The following is a 14,389-nucleotide window of genomic DNA, read 5'->3' as shown; positions in this document are numbered from 1 at the left end:
GTTGTTCCAGACGGCGCCTATGGTGCGGCGGCCGACATGCTTGTTGGGTTGGGAGGCGTAGTTGCCTGGCCCGGGATGTCCAGCCATGCGCCGATGCGGGTGACTGCGTCTTCCACGGTGGCGCGCGGGGCGCCGGAGGCTTCGAGCGAGGTACGGGCCACGGCGGCGAGTTGGGGGTCGGTGAGGGCGAGCGCGGTGCGGGCTGTTTCGTACTCCTGCAGCAGACCCGGCCCGAACAGGAGAGGGTCGTCGCGTTGAGGGTGCACCGGACTCCTGCTTGCAGGAGCCGCGCCAGGGGATGCGCAGACAGGGATGCGACGACCCCGAGGGCGACGTTGGAGGTGGGGCAGACGTCGAGGACTATGCCTTCCGCGGCCAGGCGGGCAAGAAGAGCCGGGTCTTCGACTGCCCGTACGCCGTGGGCGATCCGTCGGGCGCCGAGTACGTCGAGTGCGGCGCGCATGCCGGCCGGGCCGGCAAATTCCCCTGCGTGCGGGGCGGGAATCAGCCCGGCATCGCGGGCGATGGCGAACGCCTCAGCGAACGGCTCAGGGGCATGGCGGGCCTCATCTCCGGCCAGGCCGAAGCCGACCACCCCATTATCCGATCGTCTAGCCGCCAGGCGGGCGGCCTCGACCGCTTCCGACGGGTCCGCGTTGCGTCGGGCGAACAACAGGACGCCGAAGCCGACGCCCAGCCGCGCGCCCGCGCGGCGGCCCTCGTCGATCACCGCGTCCAGGACGTCGAGCGCGGCGTCCGGATCGCCCTCATAGGTCAGGGGGTTGAAGTGCGGCTCGATCCATACCGCTCCGTCCGCGGCGGCGTCCTCGACCACCTCGCGTACCAGCCGCAGAAGGTTCCTGCGCGGGCCCTCGCGCACCACCCGGGCAGCGGCGCCGTACAAAGCGCCGAAGTCCTCAAACGAGGTGAAGCCGATTGAATCTGGCAGTCGTTCGCCACGCTCGCCCGCCAGCTCCGCGAGCGTGGCGGGACGCATCGCACCTTCGAGATGGAGATGGAGATGGGCTTTCGGCAGATGGTCCAGGCTTCGCATGGCGCCTCACTCTATGGCCAGCCTCTTGACGGCCGTTGGGAGGTGCAACCATCACTGCGTGGCTGGTGTGATCACGGCGTCGGTGCCGTCATGGATAGAGCCCTTCACGGGTCTGACCCCGCGCTGCTTCGCCAAGCTGGTAGCCGAGGTTCGACGCGAGCAGGCTGCGGATCAACAGCGCGGGCGTCCCTGGAGTCTGCCGCTGGAGGACCGTGTTCTGCTGGTCACGGCTTACTGGCGTACGAACTTGACGATGCGACAGCTGGCTCCGTTGTTCGGGATTTCGAAGTCGGCCGCAGACCGGATCATCGACCGCCTCGGTCCGCTGTTGGCGCTCCGGCAGCGAAGACGGTTCCGTAAGGACACTGTGCTCATCGTGGACGGGACCTAGGTGCCGACCCGCGACCGCACGGTCGCCGAGCAGTCCAAGAACTATCGCTACTCCACAGCCCACCAGGTCGTTATCGACGCCGACACCCGCTTGGTCGTCGTGGTCGGCCGGCCTTTGCCCGGTAGTCGACACGACTCCCGTCGTTGGGAAGAGTCCGGAGCCAAGGCTGCCGTCGGTACCACCATGACGATCGCCGACGGCGGCTACCAGGGGACCGGCCTGGTCATCCCACACCGACGCGAAAAGGGGAGCTACCTGCCGACCTGGAAGGAGGAACACAACCGCTCACACAAGCGAGTTCGCGCCCGCGTCGAGCACACCTTCGCCCGGATGAAGGGCTGGAAGATCTTGCGTGACTGCCGCCTCAAGGGCGACGGCGTCCACCTCGCCATGCTCGGCGTCGCCCGTCTGCACAACCTCGTCCTCGGCGGATAGACAGCGAACAGCCGGTCTCGTCCGCACCAAATCGAAGATCACTTACGGGACAACCTTTAGGGACATCTTCCCTGTGGTGGTGAGCAAGAACATGCTGGGGCGAGGTCCCCGCGCACTTCCTGGATCGATCTGGCCTTTCCTCAAACGCAGTTGGATGTGGCCTGCTCTCGTCGTGCAGCCGCTCAGGCGGCGGCACTGCGCCGAGTGCCGACGGGGGGAAACGGTCGCCCCGCCGAGCCTGTGCGGCCATGTGATCCGAAGAGCCTGATCAGCAGATCTCCCATGCTTCTCCGGGGAGGAACCGCGAGGGATCGTCAGCCCTTCGACGGGGAGGAACACCGGCCGTGTTGTCAGGTGAGCGCCTGCCCGCTGTACACCGATCACCACGCCCGGAGTCGTCAGCCCGTCAGCCATCGAAGACGCCGACGGAGTCGTCGTACACGCGTGGCCCTACGACGGGACGGTGGCGCCCGTGTCCGACTCGTCGGTCCCCGGGTCCTGTGACGGCTCTTGGAGCTGCTCGCGCACGTAGTTCCAGACCACCGCGATCAGTGCGGCGACCGGAACCGCGAGCAGGCTGCCCACGATGCCGGCCAGGTTCCCGCCCAGCGTCACCGCCAGCAGGATCGCCCCTGCGTGGAGGCCGAGTCCGCGACTCTGGATCATGGGCTGGAACACGTTGCCCTCAAGCTGCTGCACCACGACGATGATGGCCAGCACGATCAGCGCGTCCGTCAGGCCGTTGGAGACCAGCGCGATGAGGACCGCGACGAAACCGGCGAACAGGGCACCGATGATCGGCACGAACGCGGAGACGAAGGTCAGGACCGCCAGCGGGAGCACCAGCGGTACGCCGAGAATCCACAGTCCCAGGCCGATCAGGACGGCGTCCAGCAGGCCGACGACCGCCTGGGAACGTACGAACGCCCCCAGCGTGTCCCAGCCGCGCGCGGCCACGGTCGGGACGTCGGTGGCGAGCCGGCCGGGCAGCTGACGGGCGAGCCACGGCAGGAACCGCGGGCCGTCCTTGAGGAAGAAGAACATCAGGAAGAGGGCCAGGACGGCGGTGACCAAGCCGTTGACCACGGTGCTCACTCCCGTGACGGCAACGCCGACCACGCTGCCCAGGCCGTCCTGCGCGCGGGAGACCGCGGTGTCGAAAGCTTTGTCGATCTGGGCGTCACCGATGTTCAACGGTGGCCCGGCGGCCCACTCGCGCAGCTTCTGGATGCCTTCGACCACACCGTCGGTCAACTCGCCGGACTGGGACGCCACCGGAACCGCGATCAGTGCCACGAAGCCCAGGGCGACCAGGAGGAACAGCACGGTCACGGCCGATGCGGCCAGGGCGGGTTTCCATCCGCGACGACGCAGGAAACGGGTCGGCGGCCAGGTCAGTGTGGTCAGCAGCAGGCCGACCACGAGCGGCCAGACGACCGACCACATCCGGCCCAGGATCCACAGAGCCACGGCGAGCGTCAGCAGGACGAGGAGCAACTCGGCGGACGCGCGCGCCGTCGTGCGGAGCGCTGAGCGGGCTCTTGTGGAACTCAACGTGGCAGTCACGGATGCACCCTATGGGTACTCACGTCACACCGACATGGCTGCTCACTTCCGGCCCGGGACCACGCCCGTCGTGCACATCTCCACGGCAGCCGGAGCCATCGCCCCCGCAGCCGCCGGAAGAGCGTGCGCCGTTGCCTGATCGGCCGGCAGGAACGCCTCCAGTTTCAGCTCGGCGAGCGTCACGTCGATCGCGGTGGCGAAGGTCGTCACCGGCTCCGCCGCCCAGGTCAGAGAGCGTCTGGGACAGTACGCAGCCGCCGGTGCTCGCCACGTCGTCGCCCGCCTCGGGGCCCTTGGCCTGCGCTCCCAGCGCGATCAGCTTGAGCGGCTCGCAGAGCTGATTCCCGCTCTGCGAGAGGAGACAGCAGGGTCACCAGCCTCCTGAGGCACTGCTCTCCCGGGCCTCCAGAAGCTCGTCGGCGTGTTCGATCGCCCAGCGGCCGAGCACCGTCATCGGGCCCTCGACCAGACTCTGCCCCAGGCCGGTCAGGACGTACTCGACGCGTGGCGGGGCCTCGGCGTGTGCGTGGCGGTCGAGCAGTCCGGCGGCGAGCAGACGGCGCAGGGACTCGGTGAGGACCTTGTCGCTGATGCCGCCGATCGCGGTGCGCAGCTCACGGCGTCGGCGCGGCCCCAGGCGAAGAGCCGCCAGTACGACGGGATCCCAGGTGTGCGTGAAGAGGTCAGTGGCCGCGCGCAGACGGCAGTCGGCGACGAAGTCGAGGCAGTGAACGTCGTGATCAGTCATCTCGCGGCCCATCATCCCGTGGTGGTCACGTACCGATCGGTGCGCAACGCCCCGCATACCGTGCCTACCCGACCGAGCACTGTTTGAGAGGTGGCGACGATGCGTATCGGGATCCTGGGAACAGGGGTACTTGCGGCGGCCCTGGGCGAGGGGTGGGCGCGGGCGGGGCATGAGGTGGCGATCGGCGGGCGGTCGCGGGTGAAGGCGGAGACGCTTGTCGGGCGGCTGGGGCACGGCGTGCGCGCCGTCCCGCCGCGTGAGGCGGTCGTCGGGCGCGATGCGGTGCTGCTGGCCGTGTCATGGGACGGCGTCGAGGACATGCTGGAATCGGTGCGCGCGGCAGACGGCGTACTCGACGGGACGCCGTTGATCGATCCCACGAACGCTGTGGCACATGGTGTCGGCACCCTGCTCACGGGAAACGGGGAGTCGATGGCGGCGCGGATCGCCGGGCTCGCTCCCGGGGCCCGGGTCGTGAAGGCGTTCCATCTCTTTCCCGCCGGCCGGTGGACGAGCCCGCCCGACGGCGGCCACTCCCGGGTGACGGTGGCGATGTGCGGCGACGACCCGGCGGCGCTGGACGTCGTCGGCGAACTGGTCCGTGACGTGGGCGGGATCCCGGCGACTCTGGGGGCGCTGGATCGCGTCCGCCAGTTGGAGGAGGTGGCGGGCTTCGTCATCGGCCTGGCTTTCGCGGGGTTCGACCCCAACTCCGCCGTCCCTCAAGTCCCCCAAGTCCCCCAGGATCCTCAAGTTCCTCAGGTTCTCTGAGTCGCTTCAGTTCTTTCAGTTCCCTCAGTTCCCTCAGTCCCTTCAGGTGACGGGCTCACCCGCTCACAGAGGTGGCCATGGTGCTGCCTCCGGTTCCGGCGCGATGCCTGCGGGCCCGGCGCTGCCGGTAGTCCCGGTGAGGGGAACGGAATCGCCTGGAGCCCTCGCGTGTTGAGGAGAATGGCCGAGGGATGCCAGGTGGTGTACGAGCCGGGCAGGCCGAGTGGACCGAGTGGACCGAGCCGACAGGAATTGGAGGGGCCTCGATGACTGCGCAGACGCAGAGGGCGGTGCTGGCGGGTGGATGCTTCTGGGGGATGGAGGAGCTGATCCGCCGACTCCCGGGCGTGACGGCGACCCGGGTCGGCTACACCGGCGGGGACGTCCCGAACGCGACGTACCGGAACCACGGCACGCACGCGGAGGCCATCGAGATCCTTTTCGACCCCGCGGGCACCGATTTCCGCGCGCTCCTGGAGTTCTTCTTCCAGATCCACGACCCGAGCACCAAGAACCGCCAGGGCAACGACATCGGCCTCAGCTACCGCTCGGCGATCTACTACGTCGACGACGAGCAGAAGCGCATCGCCGAGGACACGATCGCGGATGTGGACGCCTCCGGGCTGTGGCCGGGCAAGGTCGTCACCGAGGTGGAGCCGGTCGGCCCCTTCTGGGAGGCCGAGCCCGAGCATCAGGACTACCTGCAGCGTTACCCGAACGGCTACACCTGCCACTTCCCCCGCCCGGGATGGCGGCTGCCCGCCCGCACGGAGGGCTGACGAGAGGCGGTTCGCCGGAAGCCGGAAGCCGGAAGCCGGAAGCCGGAAGCCGGAGGGTGGAAGGCGGAAGCGCATGCTGACTGGTCTGGGTCCCGGCGAGCCGCAGTGAGCCGAGTCCACCGGGCGCGGCCGGTATCGGTGGCAGCACCATCGATACCGGCCGCGTTCTGTCGCTCCGGCCGACCCCGGTCAGCTCGCCCCGGCTCCCGCCCCCGCCGCCGTGGCCTGCTGTTCAGCCGCCGCCGACACGACCGCCTGCGCCGACAGGTTCCGGATGTGGCAGTAGCGGGCCGTCATCCGGGTGCCGCGGTAGCGCCACGGCAGGGCGTTCACATGCCCGTCGACCAGCCTGAACTGCTCGATCGCGGCCTCGTCACGGTCCTGGAGGGAAAGGTAGTACGCCAGGAGGTGGCGCAGTTCCGACAGCCGCGGATGGGCCGGGTCGGCCGCCGCGGCGTCGGCGAGACCGGCGTTCACGCGGGCGATCATCTCGGGGGTCCGGTCGGCTTCGACGTCGTCCGACTCGTCATGCTCGAAGTGGGCGATCAGCGGCAGGGCCGTCAACAGGCTGCCCAGCGGTGCGGAGGCCGCCGCCCGCTCGGCGAACCCGGTCGCGAGCTCCTCCGAGCCGCGCCACTTCTTGCACCAGTACTGCAGCGCCGAGAAATGCGCCTCGTAGTGGTGGGGGTCGCGGGCGGTGAGCTCGGACCACAGCCGGTCCATCTCGGAGTGCGGGTAGCCGAGCCCGAGCGCGGTCCAGATCTCCGTGATGTACGGCGTCGGGTCGTCCGGGCTGAGTGCCGCCGCCCTGGCTATCTCCTCGCGGGAGCGCTGCAGCAGGCGGTGGAAGCCCGCGAACTGCTCGCCCGTCGTGTTGTCGGCCCGCTGGGAGCCCCGGATGTTCCAGGCGAGGTTCACCGTGCTCTTGGCGCGGACCATGGCCGCGTCCGGGTCGTCGGGGCCGTCCGGTCCGTCGGCCTCCCAGGCGAGCAGCCAGCTGTCGTCCTCGGCCGCGAGCTTCGCCAGCAGGTTGACGGCGCAGGAACGGCTTTCCCAGTCCCGGCCGATGTCGCGCAGCAGTCCGGCGGCTGCCTTCCAGCCGTCGCCGCCACCCCGGACCGTGTTCAACGCCGCCTCCCAGTCGTCGGGCAGCGGTCCCGCGTACTCGGTGTTCTGCCGTTCGGCGGGCAGCAGCCCGAGTTGTTCGGCCGCCTCGGCACCGCCGTCACCTTCACCGTCCTCGCCGCCGCCCGTTCCCCTGGTCTGGGCGATGAACTCCTTGACGAACACCCCGCCCAGCCAGAGCACGAAGATCAGTGTGGGCACGGCCAGGATGCCCAGGATCCACAGCAGTACGGTCATCGGGGGGCGTCCGTTTCTCGGGGGGAGCGGGGAGCGGGGGGAAGCAGGGAGCGCAGCGGGGCGGTGTCCGGGGAGTCGGCGAGAGCCGTGTCCACGGCGAGGGCGATCGCGGCGTCGAGCCCCGGGGCTCCGTCCTCGGGCGTGCTGCCCGGTGGCGGGAGCAGACGCGCTTTCGCCGACTGTTCCCAGGAGAACTCCCAGCGCATCCGCGACCGCGCGCTGAACTCCGCCATCACCATGCTGTGCAGCGAGTTGTGCAGGGTCGGGCGTACGAACTCGCGGAACGCACGTCCCTTCGCCGCGACCGCCTCGTCCGACAGCGGCAACCGGCGCGCCAGCTGCCACAGTTGGCCGTTGTCGATGAGGGTGAGCAGGGCCGGGAGGGTGGGGCGGTCCTTCGTGTACAGGGCCAGGGCCCGGTGCAGCGGGGTGTTGAGCGCGGCGAGGTTGGCCGCCATCGCTCCGTCGAGGAGCTCCGGCCAGTCGGCGGCGCGCCGCAACTGCCGTACCTCGTCCGTCAGGACCGCGTCCTCCAGTGCGGCGAACGTGCGCTCCTCGTCGGCCAGGACGGCGATGGCCGCGCCGTGGGCCTCGTCCGCGCGGCCGTCGGCGGGAAGCAGCTCGATACGGCGTACGCGGTCCGCGACGGGCGGATGGGAGTCGTACGGCGAGGCCGGCTCCGTGGGCAACTCGCTGCGCAGGCCCGCCAGTTCGAGCTGGCGGGCGGTCAGCATGCGGCCGAAGCCGCCGAACACCTGACCGCGTGGCGGCAGCAGCCCGGCGTCGGTGCCCAGGGTGGCGTAGCTGCGCGCGTAGAACCCGAACGCGCCGGTCAGCACCGGGATTTCGCGCAGTGCGGAGGCGGTCGCGTCGCGTCCGGCGATCCGGGCGGCCGAGGCGTCGGCGGCGTACTCCTGGCGGCGGGAGTCGGCGAGCGTGGCGCGCAGGTACAACTCGGCGTACGCGGTGTAGACCCGGGCCAGTACGCGGTACGTGATGCCCGCGCCGCCCGTGTCGATCTCCCGGCCTTCCTTGCCCCTGGCCACGGCCCTGGCGTTCTTCCGCTCCTGCCGGACCCGCTCCCGGGCCTCCGTGCTGCCGGCTCGCTCCTCGAAGTTTCTTATGGTGCGCAGGAGTTGGACGCGCCCGCGCAGGGTGAGGGCGGCCAGGCGGGTGTCGGAGCCGGCGTAGTGGCCGAGTTCATGGGCGAGGACCGCGTGCAGCTGGGCCTCGGTCAGACCCTGCATGAGAGGTACGCCGAGACAGAGCAGGCGACGGCCGGGGAGGAGGCCGAGCAGCCGGGCGTCCTCGCTGACGGCGGCGTTGACGTCACCGGTGAGGAGAATGCGGGACGGGGCGCGGGTGCCGACCTGGTCGGCCAACTCCCGCACGGTACGCCAGAGTTCCGGCTCGTCCGCCTCGGACACGGGCAGGCCGGCGGGCTCCTCGCCCTTCGGTGTGCGCAGCATGAGCAGGCCACGGACCAACGGAATCGCCAGCAGTACGGAGACGACCGCCAGCTTTGTCGCGACGGCGGCCGGGGCGTGCGCGAAGAGCAGGTAGTCGGTGCCGGCGAGTACTGCCAGCAGGAGCACGCCGAGCAGATAGAAGCCGGCGAGCAGTACGAGAGCGCGCAGCGCGCGCAGGGTCGAGCCCATCGGGCCGGGATCCCTCCACGGGAACGGGGACGGTAGGAAGGGCGCGCGGCCGAGCGGTGGGGACATGACCGGCGGGTGGGGGAAAGCGGAGTATCGCCTACGGGCACGCGGGCAGGCAAGACATGATCATGCCACCGGGTACGGAGCAGGAAAGAAGGCGTCAGGACGGACGATCTCCGCCCCGCTCCCTTCTCCCGGGGCTCTGACTGTCCCCGTCACCCGTCACCCGTCACCGGTCACCGGTCCGCTCCCGTCCTCATCGCAGGAGCGTCGCCGGGCTTCCGCCGTTCGCCTCGTACCCCGCCACCGCCAGCGCCCGGTACACCGCGAACTCCGACGCCGGGTCGGCGGTGAGGGTCCAGGGGAGGGCACCCACGTGGCCGTCGACGTGCACCAGCTGGTTCATCGCCTCCGCCCAGCGCTCGGAGCGCACCAGGAAGAAGATCAGTAGATGGCGTACGTGAGCGAGCATCGGGTCGCCCGGCCGGGCCGCGTGGACCGCGTACAGCGCGCCGTGGATCGACTTCGTCACCACCTCGCTCTGGTAGAAGCCGCTGACCAGGTTCACCTCGGGCATGTGCTCGAAGACCGCGAACAGCGGCATCGCCGCCAGCAGGGAGCCCTGTGGAGCCCGGGCCGCCGCCGCTTCCGTGAACGACATCGCCAGCGCGCGCGAACCGTGCCACTTCTCGCACCAGTAGTGCAGGGCCGCGAGATGCGCCCCCATGTGTTCCGGCGCGCGGTCGAGGATCTTCAGCCAGAGCTGCTCGAACTCCGGCCGGGAGTACCCCAGTCCGCGCGCCACCGACAGTTCGACGATGTACGGGACCGGGTCGCCGGGGGAGAGGAGGGCCGCGTCGGCGCACGCCGCCTTCGCCTCCTCCATGATGATCCGGAACTCGTCCGTCCCGGGCGACGACGTCCGCCACGCCTGCTGCACCAGGAACTCCGCGTGCACCGCCGCGCCGCCCGGGTCCTTGGGCGCCTCCGTCCGCCACACCCGCAGCCACTGGCCGCCCGGCGTCTCGCTCACCCCGCCGGGGCGCTGCCGCAGCTCCAGCGACGCGGCGCCCGCGAAGGCCTGCACGCGCTGCCAGCGCTGCTCGCCGTCCTTCTCCGTGCCGGCGAGCAGCTGCGCCGCCGCTCTGTAGTCCTGCGTGCGCTGCACGACGTCCAGTACGTCCAGCAGGTCCTGGTCGGGGCCGGGCATACGGATGTCCAGCGCCTCCTGCCGGACGAAGCCGTAGTTCGCCGGGTCCGCGGCGTCCGGGTCACCGGGGGCGACCTGCTGAATACCGGCACTCCTGCGCCGCACGAACGGCAACACCACGAAGCCGAGCATGACCAGTGCCATCAGGACCCAGAGAATCTGCATGCCTCCAGCGAACCAGACGCCTCTGACAATTGGCCAACCCGGTCGGGACAAAGGCCTCAGGAAGCCTCCCGGAGCCCCCGGAAACCGCCTCTGACCGGCTGCCCGACCGGCTGCCCGACCGGTCGCCCGACAGGTGCCGACGGGCCCGCCGGCACCCGGCCCGCCCTCAGCCGCCCCGGAAACCCCGGGTACACCCCGGAGAGCCGCTCCGGCCCGCCCCGGGCTCCTTCCGGCCCGCCCGGCCCCGCGCCCCGGGGGCGTGGACGGCAGTGAACGCGTGGGCGGACTACCCTCGGTCCACATGAGCGACAGGCACATCAGTCAGCACTTCGAGACCCTCGCGATCCACGCGGGCAACACCGCGGATCCCCTCACCGGCGCGGTCGTCCCGCCGATCTACCAGGTCTCGACCTACAAGCAGGACGGCGTCGGCGGGCTGCGCGGCGGCTACGAGTACAGCCGCAGCGCCAATCCGACCCGTACCGCCCTCGAAGAGAACCTCGCGGCCCTGGAGGGCGGTCGCCGCGGTCTCGCGTTCGCGTCCGGACTGGCGGCCGAGGACTGCCTGTTGCGTACGCTGCTCAGCCCCGGCGACCACGTCGTCATCCCCAACGACGCGTACGGCGGCACGTTCCGTCTCTTCGCGAAGGTCGTCGCCCGGTGGGGCGTGGAGTGGTCGGTCGCCGACACCAGCGACCCCGCGGCCGTACGGGCCGCCCTCACCCCGAAGACCAAGGCCGTGTGGGTGGAGACGCCCTCCAACCCCCTTCTCGGCATCACCGACATCGCCGCCGTCGCCCAGATCGCCCGCGAGGCCGGCGCCCGGCTCGTCGTCGACAACACCTTCGCCACGCCCTACCTCCAGCAGCCGCTGGCCCTCGGCGCCGACGTCGTCGTGCACTCCCTGACCAAGTACATGGGCGGCCACTCCGACGTCGTCGGCGGTGCGCTGGTCACCGGTGACCAGGAACTCGGCGAGGAACTGGCGTACCACCAGAACGCGATGGGCGCGGTCGCCGGGCCCTTCGACTCCTGGCTGGTGCTGCGCGGCGCGAAGACGCTCTCCGTGCGGATGGACCGGCACAGCGAGAACGCCACGAAGATCGCCGACATGCTCACCCGGCACGCGCGCGTGACGCGCGTTCTCTACCCGGGGCTCCCGGAGCACCCCGGTCACGAGGTCGCCGCCAAGCAGATGCGGGCGTTCGGCGGCATGGTGTCGTTCCAGGTCCAGGGCGGCGAGGAGGCGGCCGTCGAGGTCTGCAACCGCGCCAAGGTGTTCACGCTCGGCGAGTCCCTCGGTGGCGTGGAGTCCCTGATCGAGCACCCGGGACGTATGACGCACGCGTCCGTCGCCGGGTCGGCCCTGGAGGTGCCGGGCGACCTGGTACGCCTCTCCGTGGGCATCGAGAACGTCGACGACCTCCTGGAAGACCTCCAGCAGGCCCTCGGCTAGGGACTGGCCGGGACCCGGTCCCCGCGACCGGCTCTCACCAGCCGTTCAGCGGTGGAGTCGTCTCCGACGGCGGCTCCACCCAGGGCTGTACCGTCGCCGCCCACAGGCTGAAGGCGACCACCGCGACGAACAGCAGCAGCCACATCAGCCGCCGCGCCGCCCGCCTGCGCCGCAGCATGCGGGTGCCGCGCCGTACGACCTCCACGTACAGGTCCGGTGGCACCGGAGGCGGCGTACGCTCCATCCGCTGCCGTGCGGCGGCCTCCCGGTCCCGCCGGCTCACGACGGCACCGCCTTCGGCCCGGCCACGGCCGGCGCCGGGCCCCGCGGCGGATGCAGAAGCGTCGCTGTCGCCCGGTCGCAGATCGCGTGGACGCGCTCCGTGGGCAGTCCGAGCAGCGCCCCCGTCTGCTCCTCACCAACCCCCTCGTACAGCCGCAGGACCAGGATCAGCCGCTGTTGGGGGGTGAGCCGGGCCAGGGCACTGTCGGGGTGCGGGCGGGCCCGGCCGAGACCGCCGTACTGGTGCCAGGCCCCGCGCGCGAAACGAACGGCGAGATACTGGCGGGCCAGGTCGTACGGGTCCTCGCCGCGCATCCGGTCCCAGCACGCGTACGTGTGCGCCAAGGCGTACGTGAGCAGCCGCCGCGCGCGCGGGTTGTCGTGCGGCGCCTCCGCCGTGAGCAGCGTGGCCGTGTGCAGCAGCCGGCCCGCCGCGCCCGCGACGAACGCCTCGAAATCCCTGGCCGCTCCGGCACCTCGGGACACCTGCCGTGCTCGCACCGTGCCTCCCGCCGTGCGACAAGGACCCGGTCTCATCTGAGGCCAGATGCCGCCCGCCGGTCAAGAGCCGGGAAGCAGGAGCTGCCGGGAGCCGGTCAGGAGGCGGACTCCGGCTCGCCCACCGGGATGCCCTGGGAGGCCTGGCGGGCGGAGAGCGCGGTGTTGAAGCGCGTGAGGAGCGTGCAGAACACCTCGCGCTCCTCCGGCGCCCACTCCTGCGTCAGTTCGGCCATCAACTGACGCCTGGACGACCGTACTTCCTCCAGCCGCGAGAGCCCGCGCGGGGACAGCTGGAGGACCACGGCCCGCCCGTCCTCGGGGTGCGAGGTCCGCTTGACGAGGCCCGTGTCGACGAGCGGAGCCACCTGCCGGGTGACCGTCGACGAGTCGATGCCCATGCTCGCGGCGAGCGCCTTGACGCCCATCGGGCCTTCCTTGTCGAGGCGGTTGAGCAGCAGATACGCGGCGCGGTCCATCGAGTTGCGCACCTGCCCGACTCCCCCGAGCCGGGTCTGTTCGGCACGGCGCGCGAACACCGCGACCTCGTGCTGCAACGTGTCGAGGAGACCGCTGTCACCGACGGTCGTCATGTCCATCGACATTTCAGGTGTTGTGGGCATGGCCGGGGGCTCGCTTCATCAAAGGGGGTGCTGGGTTGGGGGACAGGGTACGCGGGAGAAAGGCGGCCCGTACCGACGCTGCGAAAACCGATCTCGGAGCTTGGTCACACCGCGAGCCCGCGCCTGTGAACTGCGAGACTTGGGTCATGAGCTACAGCACGGCTGACTCCTTGCACTCCCTGAGGCCCGTCACCCTGGACGACGTACGCGGTGCCCAGAAGATGCTCATGGGCGTTGCGCGGGTGACGGCCATGGAGGGCAGCCGGTACCTGTCCCAGCTGGTGGGCGCCCCGGTGCACCTCAAGTGCGAGAACCTCCAGCGGACCGGTTCCTTCAAGCTGCGCGGCGCGTACGTCCGTATCGCCGGGCTGCTGGCCGAGGAGCGCGCCGCCGGTGTCGTCGCGGCCAGCGCCGGCAACCACGCGCAGGGGGTCGCGCTGGCCTCCGCGCTGCTCGGTGTCCGTGCCACCGTGTTCATGCCGCAGGGCGCGCCACTGCCGAAGATCAGCGCCACCCGCGAGTACGGCGCCGAGGTGAGGCTGCACGGTCAGGTCGTCGACGAGGCGCTCATCGCCGCCCAGGAGTACGCGGACCGGACGGGCGCGGTGCTGATCCACCCCTTCGACCACGCCGACATCATCGCCGGACAGGGCACGGTGGGCCTGGAGATCCTGGAACAGTGCCCCGAGGTGCGCACGATCCTCGTCGGGATCGGCGGAGGCGGCCTGGCCGCCGGGATCGCGGTCGCCGTGAAGTCGGTGCGGCCCGACGTAAGGATCGTCGGTGTGCAGGCGGCGGGCGCGGCGGCGTACCCGCCCTCGCTGGCGGCCGGTCGGCCGGTGTCGGTCGCCAACCCGGTCACGATGGCCGACGGGATCAAGGTCGGGCGGCCCGGAGACGTGCCGTTCGGAATCATCCGCGAGCTGGTCGACGAGGTCCGCACGGTCAGCGAGGACGAACTGTCGGCCGCGCTGCTGCTCTGCCTGGAGCGCGCCAAGCTCGTCGTGGAACCGGCGGGGGCGAGCCCGGTCGCCGCGCTGCTGAGCGAGCCCGGGGCCTTCGAGGGGCCGATCGTCGCCGTGCTGTCCGGCGGCAACGTCGACCCGGTGCTGCTGGAGCGTATCCTGCGCCACGGCATGGCCGCACAGGGCCGCTACCTGGCGGTTCGGCTGCGTCTGACGGACCGGCCGGGCGCCCTCGCGACGCTGCTCGGGGTGTTGTCAGTGGTGGACGCTAATGTCCTCGACGTGAGCCATGTCCGGACCGATCCGCGGCTCGGGCTCACGGAGGCGGAGGTCGAGCTGCATCTGGAGACCAAGGGGCCGGCGCACTGCGCCGAGGTCGGTCTGGCGCTGCGCGAGGCCGGTTACCTCGTCATCGACTGAGGTCAC

13 protein-coding genes and 3 pseudogenes are annotated in these 14,389 nt (G+C 70.8%); 5 read left to right on the top strand and 11 right to left on the bottom strand.

The features are described 5' to 3' along the window. Window positions 1–17 precede the first annotated feature (17 nt). Both OG595_RS13725 and OG595_RS13720 read right to left on the bottom strand, forming a co-directional pair. On the bottom strand, window positions 18–266 hold the full coding sequence (locus tag OG595_RS13725; protein WP_329283642.1) for a hypothetical protein: 249 nt from the start codon (window positions 264–266) through the stop codon (window positions 18–20). Window positions 267–310: 44 nt separating this feature from the next. Beyond that, a pseudogene (locus OG595_RS13720) lies at window positions 311–997 on the bottom strand (adenosine deaminase family protein); the annotation flags it as partial. A 115-nt stretch (window positions 998–1,112) separates the two neighbouring features. On the opposite strand from OG595_RS13720, the pseudogene OG595_RS13715 reads away from it, so the two are divergent. Further along, window positions 1,113–1,880 (top strand): annotated as a pseudogene (locus OG595_RS13715) (transposase). Window positions 1,881–2,330: 450 nt separating this feature from the next. Here the strand turns inward: OG595_RS13715 and OG595_RS13710 are convergent. From OG595_RS13710 to OG595_RS13700, 3 genes and pseudogenes are all read right to left on the bottom strand, one after another. Continuing rightward, a complete protein-coding gene (locus tag OG595_RS13710; RefSeq protein WP_329271643.1) occupies window positions 2,331–3,446 on the bottom strand; it encodes an AI-2E family transporter in 1,116 nt (371 codons plus the stop codon). Window positions 3,447–3,488: 42 nt separating this feature from the next. Then, a pseudogene (locus OG595_RS13705) lies at window positions 3,489–3,656 on the bottom strand (hypothetical protein); the annotation flags it as partial. Between the two features lie 160 nt (window positions 3,657–3,816). Further along, window positions 3,817–4,194, bottom strand: coding sequence for a winged helix-turn-helix transcriptional regulator (locus OG595_RS13700; protein ID WP_329271641.1), 378 nt, complete (start codon window positions 4,192–4,194; stop codon window positions 3,817–3,819). A gap of 99 nt (window positions 4,195–4,293) precedes the next feature. Between OG595_RS13700 and OG595_RS13695 the strand changes: the two genes are divergently transcribed. Together OG595_RS13695 and msrA are read left to right on the top strand one after the other, a co-directional pair. Beyond that, window positions 4,294–4,965: an NADPH-dependent F420 reductase gene (locus OG595_RS13695; RefSeq protein WP_329271638.1), complete on the top strand. Its 672-nt coding sequence runs from the start codon at window positions 4,294–4,296 to the stop codon at window positions 4,963–4,965. Window positions 4,966–5,231: 266 nt separating this feature from the next. Continuing rightward, window positions 5,232–5,744, top strand: coding sequence for a peptide-methionine (S)-S-oxide reductase MsrA (gene msrA, locus OG595_RS13690; RefSeq protein ID WP_327697351.1), 513 nt, complete (start codon window positions 5,232–5,234; stop codon window positions 5,742–5,744). 189 nt (window positions 5,745–5,933) lie between these two features. Here the strand turns inward: msrA and OG595_RS13685 are convergent, their stop codons facing one another. From OG595_RS13685 to OG595_RS13675, 3 genes are all read right to left on the bottom strand, one after another. Continuing rightward, the gene (locus OG595_RS13685) at window positions 5,934–7,106 is read right to left on the bottom strand and encodes a hypothetical protein (RefSeq protein ID WP_329271633.1); all 1,173 of its coding nucleotides are present in this window, start codon (window positions 7,104–7,106) and stop codon (window positions 5,934–5,936) included. Continuing rightward, window positions 7,103–8,764 carry a M48 family metallopeptidase gene (locus OG595_RS13680; protein WP_329271631.1) on the bottom strand — a complete coding sequence of 554 codons (1,662 nt, stop codon included), beginning with the start codon at window positions 8,762–8,764 and terminating at the stop codon, window positions 7,103–7,105. Before OG595_RS13680 ends, OG595_RS13685 begins: the two co-directional genes overlap by 4 nt. Before the next feature lie 256 nt (window positions 8,765–9,020). Then, window positions 9,021–10,139 carry a hypothetical protein gene (locus tag OG595_RS13675; protein ID WP_329271629.1) on the bottom strand — a complete coding sequence of 373 codons (1,119 nt, stop codon included), beginning with the start codon at window positions 10,137–10,139 and terminating at the stop codon, window positions 9,021–9,023. Between the two features lie 301 nt (window positions 10,140–10,440). Here OG595_RS13675 and OG595_RS13670 point away from each other — a divergent pair, with 301 nt between their 5' ends. Next, window positions 10,441–11,595, top strand: a complete 1,155-nt coding sequence (locus OG595_RS13670) for a cystathionine gamma-synthase (protein WP_329271626.1) — start codon at window positions 10,441–10,443, stop codon at window positions 11,593–11,595. Between the two features lie 34 nt (window positions 11,596–11,629). Here OG595_RS13670 and OG595_RS13665 read toward each other — a convergent pair whose 3' ends face one another. The 3 genes from OG595_RS13665 to OG595_RS13655 all read right to left on the bottom strand — a co-directional run bounded on the left by OG595_RS13665 (window position 11,630) and on the right by OG595_RS13655 (window position 12,980). Next, a complete protein-coding gene (locus tag OG595_RS13665) occupies window positions 11,630–11,878 on the bottom strand; it encodes a hypothetical protein (RefSeq protein WP_329271623.1) in 249 nt (82 codons plus the stop codon). Beyond that, window positions 11,875–12,378, bottom strand: coding sequence for a sigma factor-like helix-turn-helix DNA-binding protein (locus OG595_RS13660; RefSeq protein WP_329271621.1), 504 nt, complete (start codon window positions 12,376–12,378; stop codon window positions 11,875–11,877). Before OG595_RS13660 ends, OG595_RS13665 begins: the two co-directional genes overlap by 4 nt. 95 nt (window positions 12,379–12,473) lie before the next feature. Continuing rightward, entirely contained in the window at window positions 12,474–12,980 is a 507-nt protein-coding gene (locus tag OG595_RS13655; RefSeq protein WP_164315801.1) for a MarR family winged helix-turn-helix transcriptional regulator, read from the bottom strand. A 164-nt stretch (window positions 12,981–13,144) separates the two neighbouring features. On the opposite strand from OG595_RS13655, the gene ilvA reads away from it, so the two are divergent. Next, window positions 13,145–14,383 carry a threonine ammonia-lyase gene (ilvA, locus tag OG595_RS13650; RefSeq protein ID WP_329271619.1) on the top strand — a complete coding sequence of 413 codons (1,239 nt, stop codon included), beginning with the start codon at window positions 13,145–13,147 and terminating at the stop codon, window positions 14,381–14,383. Window positions 14,384–14,389 lie beyond the last annotated feature (6 nt).

Origin of the sequence: Streptomyces sp. NBC_01451, from assembly GCF_036227485.1 — a bacterium.
Lineage (GTDB): Bacteria > Actinomycetota > Actinomycetes > Streptomycetales > Streptomycetaceae > Streptomyces.
The sequence above is the reverse complement of the archived record's forward strand: the minus strand, read 5'-3'. Positions and strand labels throughout refer to the sequence as shown.

Excerpts from the sequence above, each read along its gene's own strand:
- OG595_RS13700 (WP_329271641.1), bottom strand. The coding sequence starts at position 4,194 with ATGACTGATCACGACGTTCACTGCCTCGACTTCGTCGCCGACTGCCGT.
- OG595_RS13695 (WP_329271638.1), top strand. The coding sequence starts at position 4,294 with ATGCGTATCGGGATCCTGGGAACAGGGGTACTTGCGGCGGCCCTGGGC.
- msrA (WP_327697351.1), top strand. The coding sequence starts at position 5,232 with ATGACTGCGCAGACGCAGAGGGCGGTGCTGGCGGGTGGATGCTTCTGG.
- OG595_RS13685 (WP_329271633.1), bottom strand. The coding sequence starts at position 7,106 with ATGACCGTACTGCTGTGGATCCTGGGCATCCTGGCCGTGCCCACACTG.
- OG595_RS13680 (WP_329271631.1), bottom strand. The coding sequence starts at position 8,764 with ATGGGCTCGACCCTGCGCGCGCTGCGCGCTCTCGTACTGCTCGCCGGC.
- OG595_RS13675 (WP_329271629.1), bottom strand. The coding sequence starts at position 10,139 with ATGCAGATTCTCTGGGTCCTGATGGCACTGGTCATGCTCGGCTTCGTG.
- OG595_RS13670 (WP_329271626.1), top strand. The coding sequence starts at position 10,441 with ATGAGCGACAGGCACATCAGTCAGCACTTCGAGACCCTCGCGATCCAC.
- OG595_RS13655 (WP_164315801.1), bottom strand. The coding sequence starts at position 12,980 with ATGTCGATGGACATGACGACCGTCGGTGACAGCGGTCTCCTCGACACG.
- ilvA (WP_329271619.1), top strand. The coding sequence starts at position 13,145 with ATGAGCTACAGCACGGCTGACTCCTTGCACTCCCTGAGGCCCGTCACC.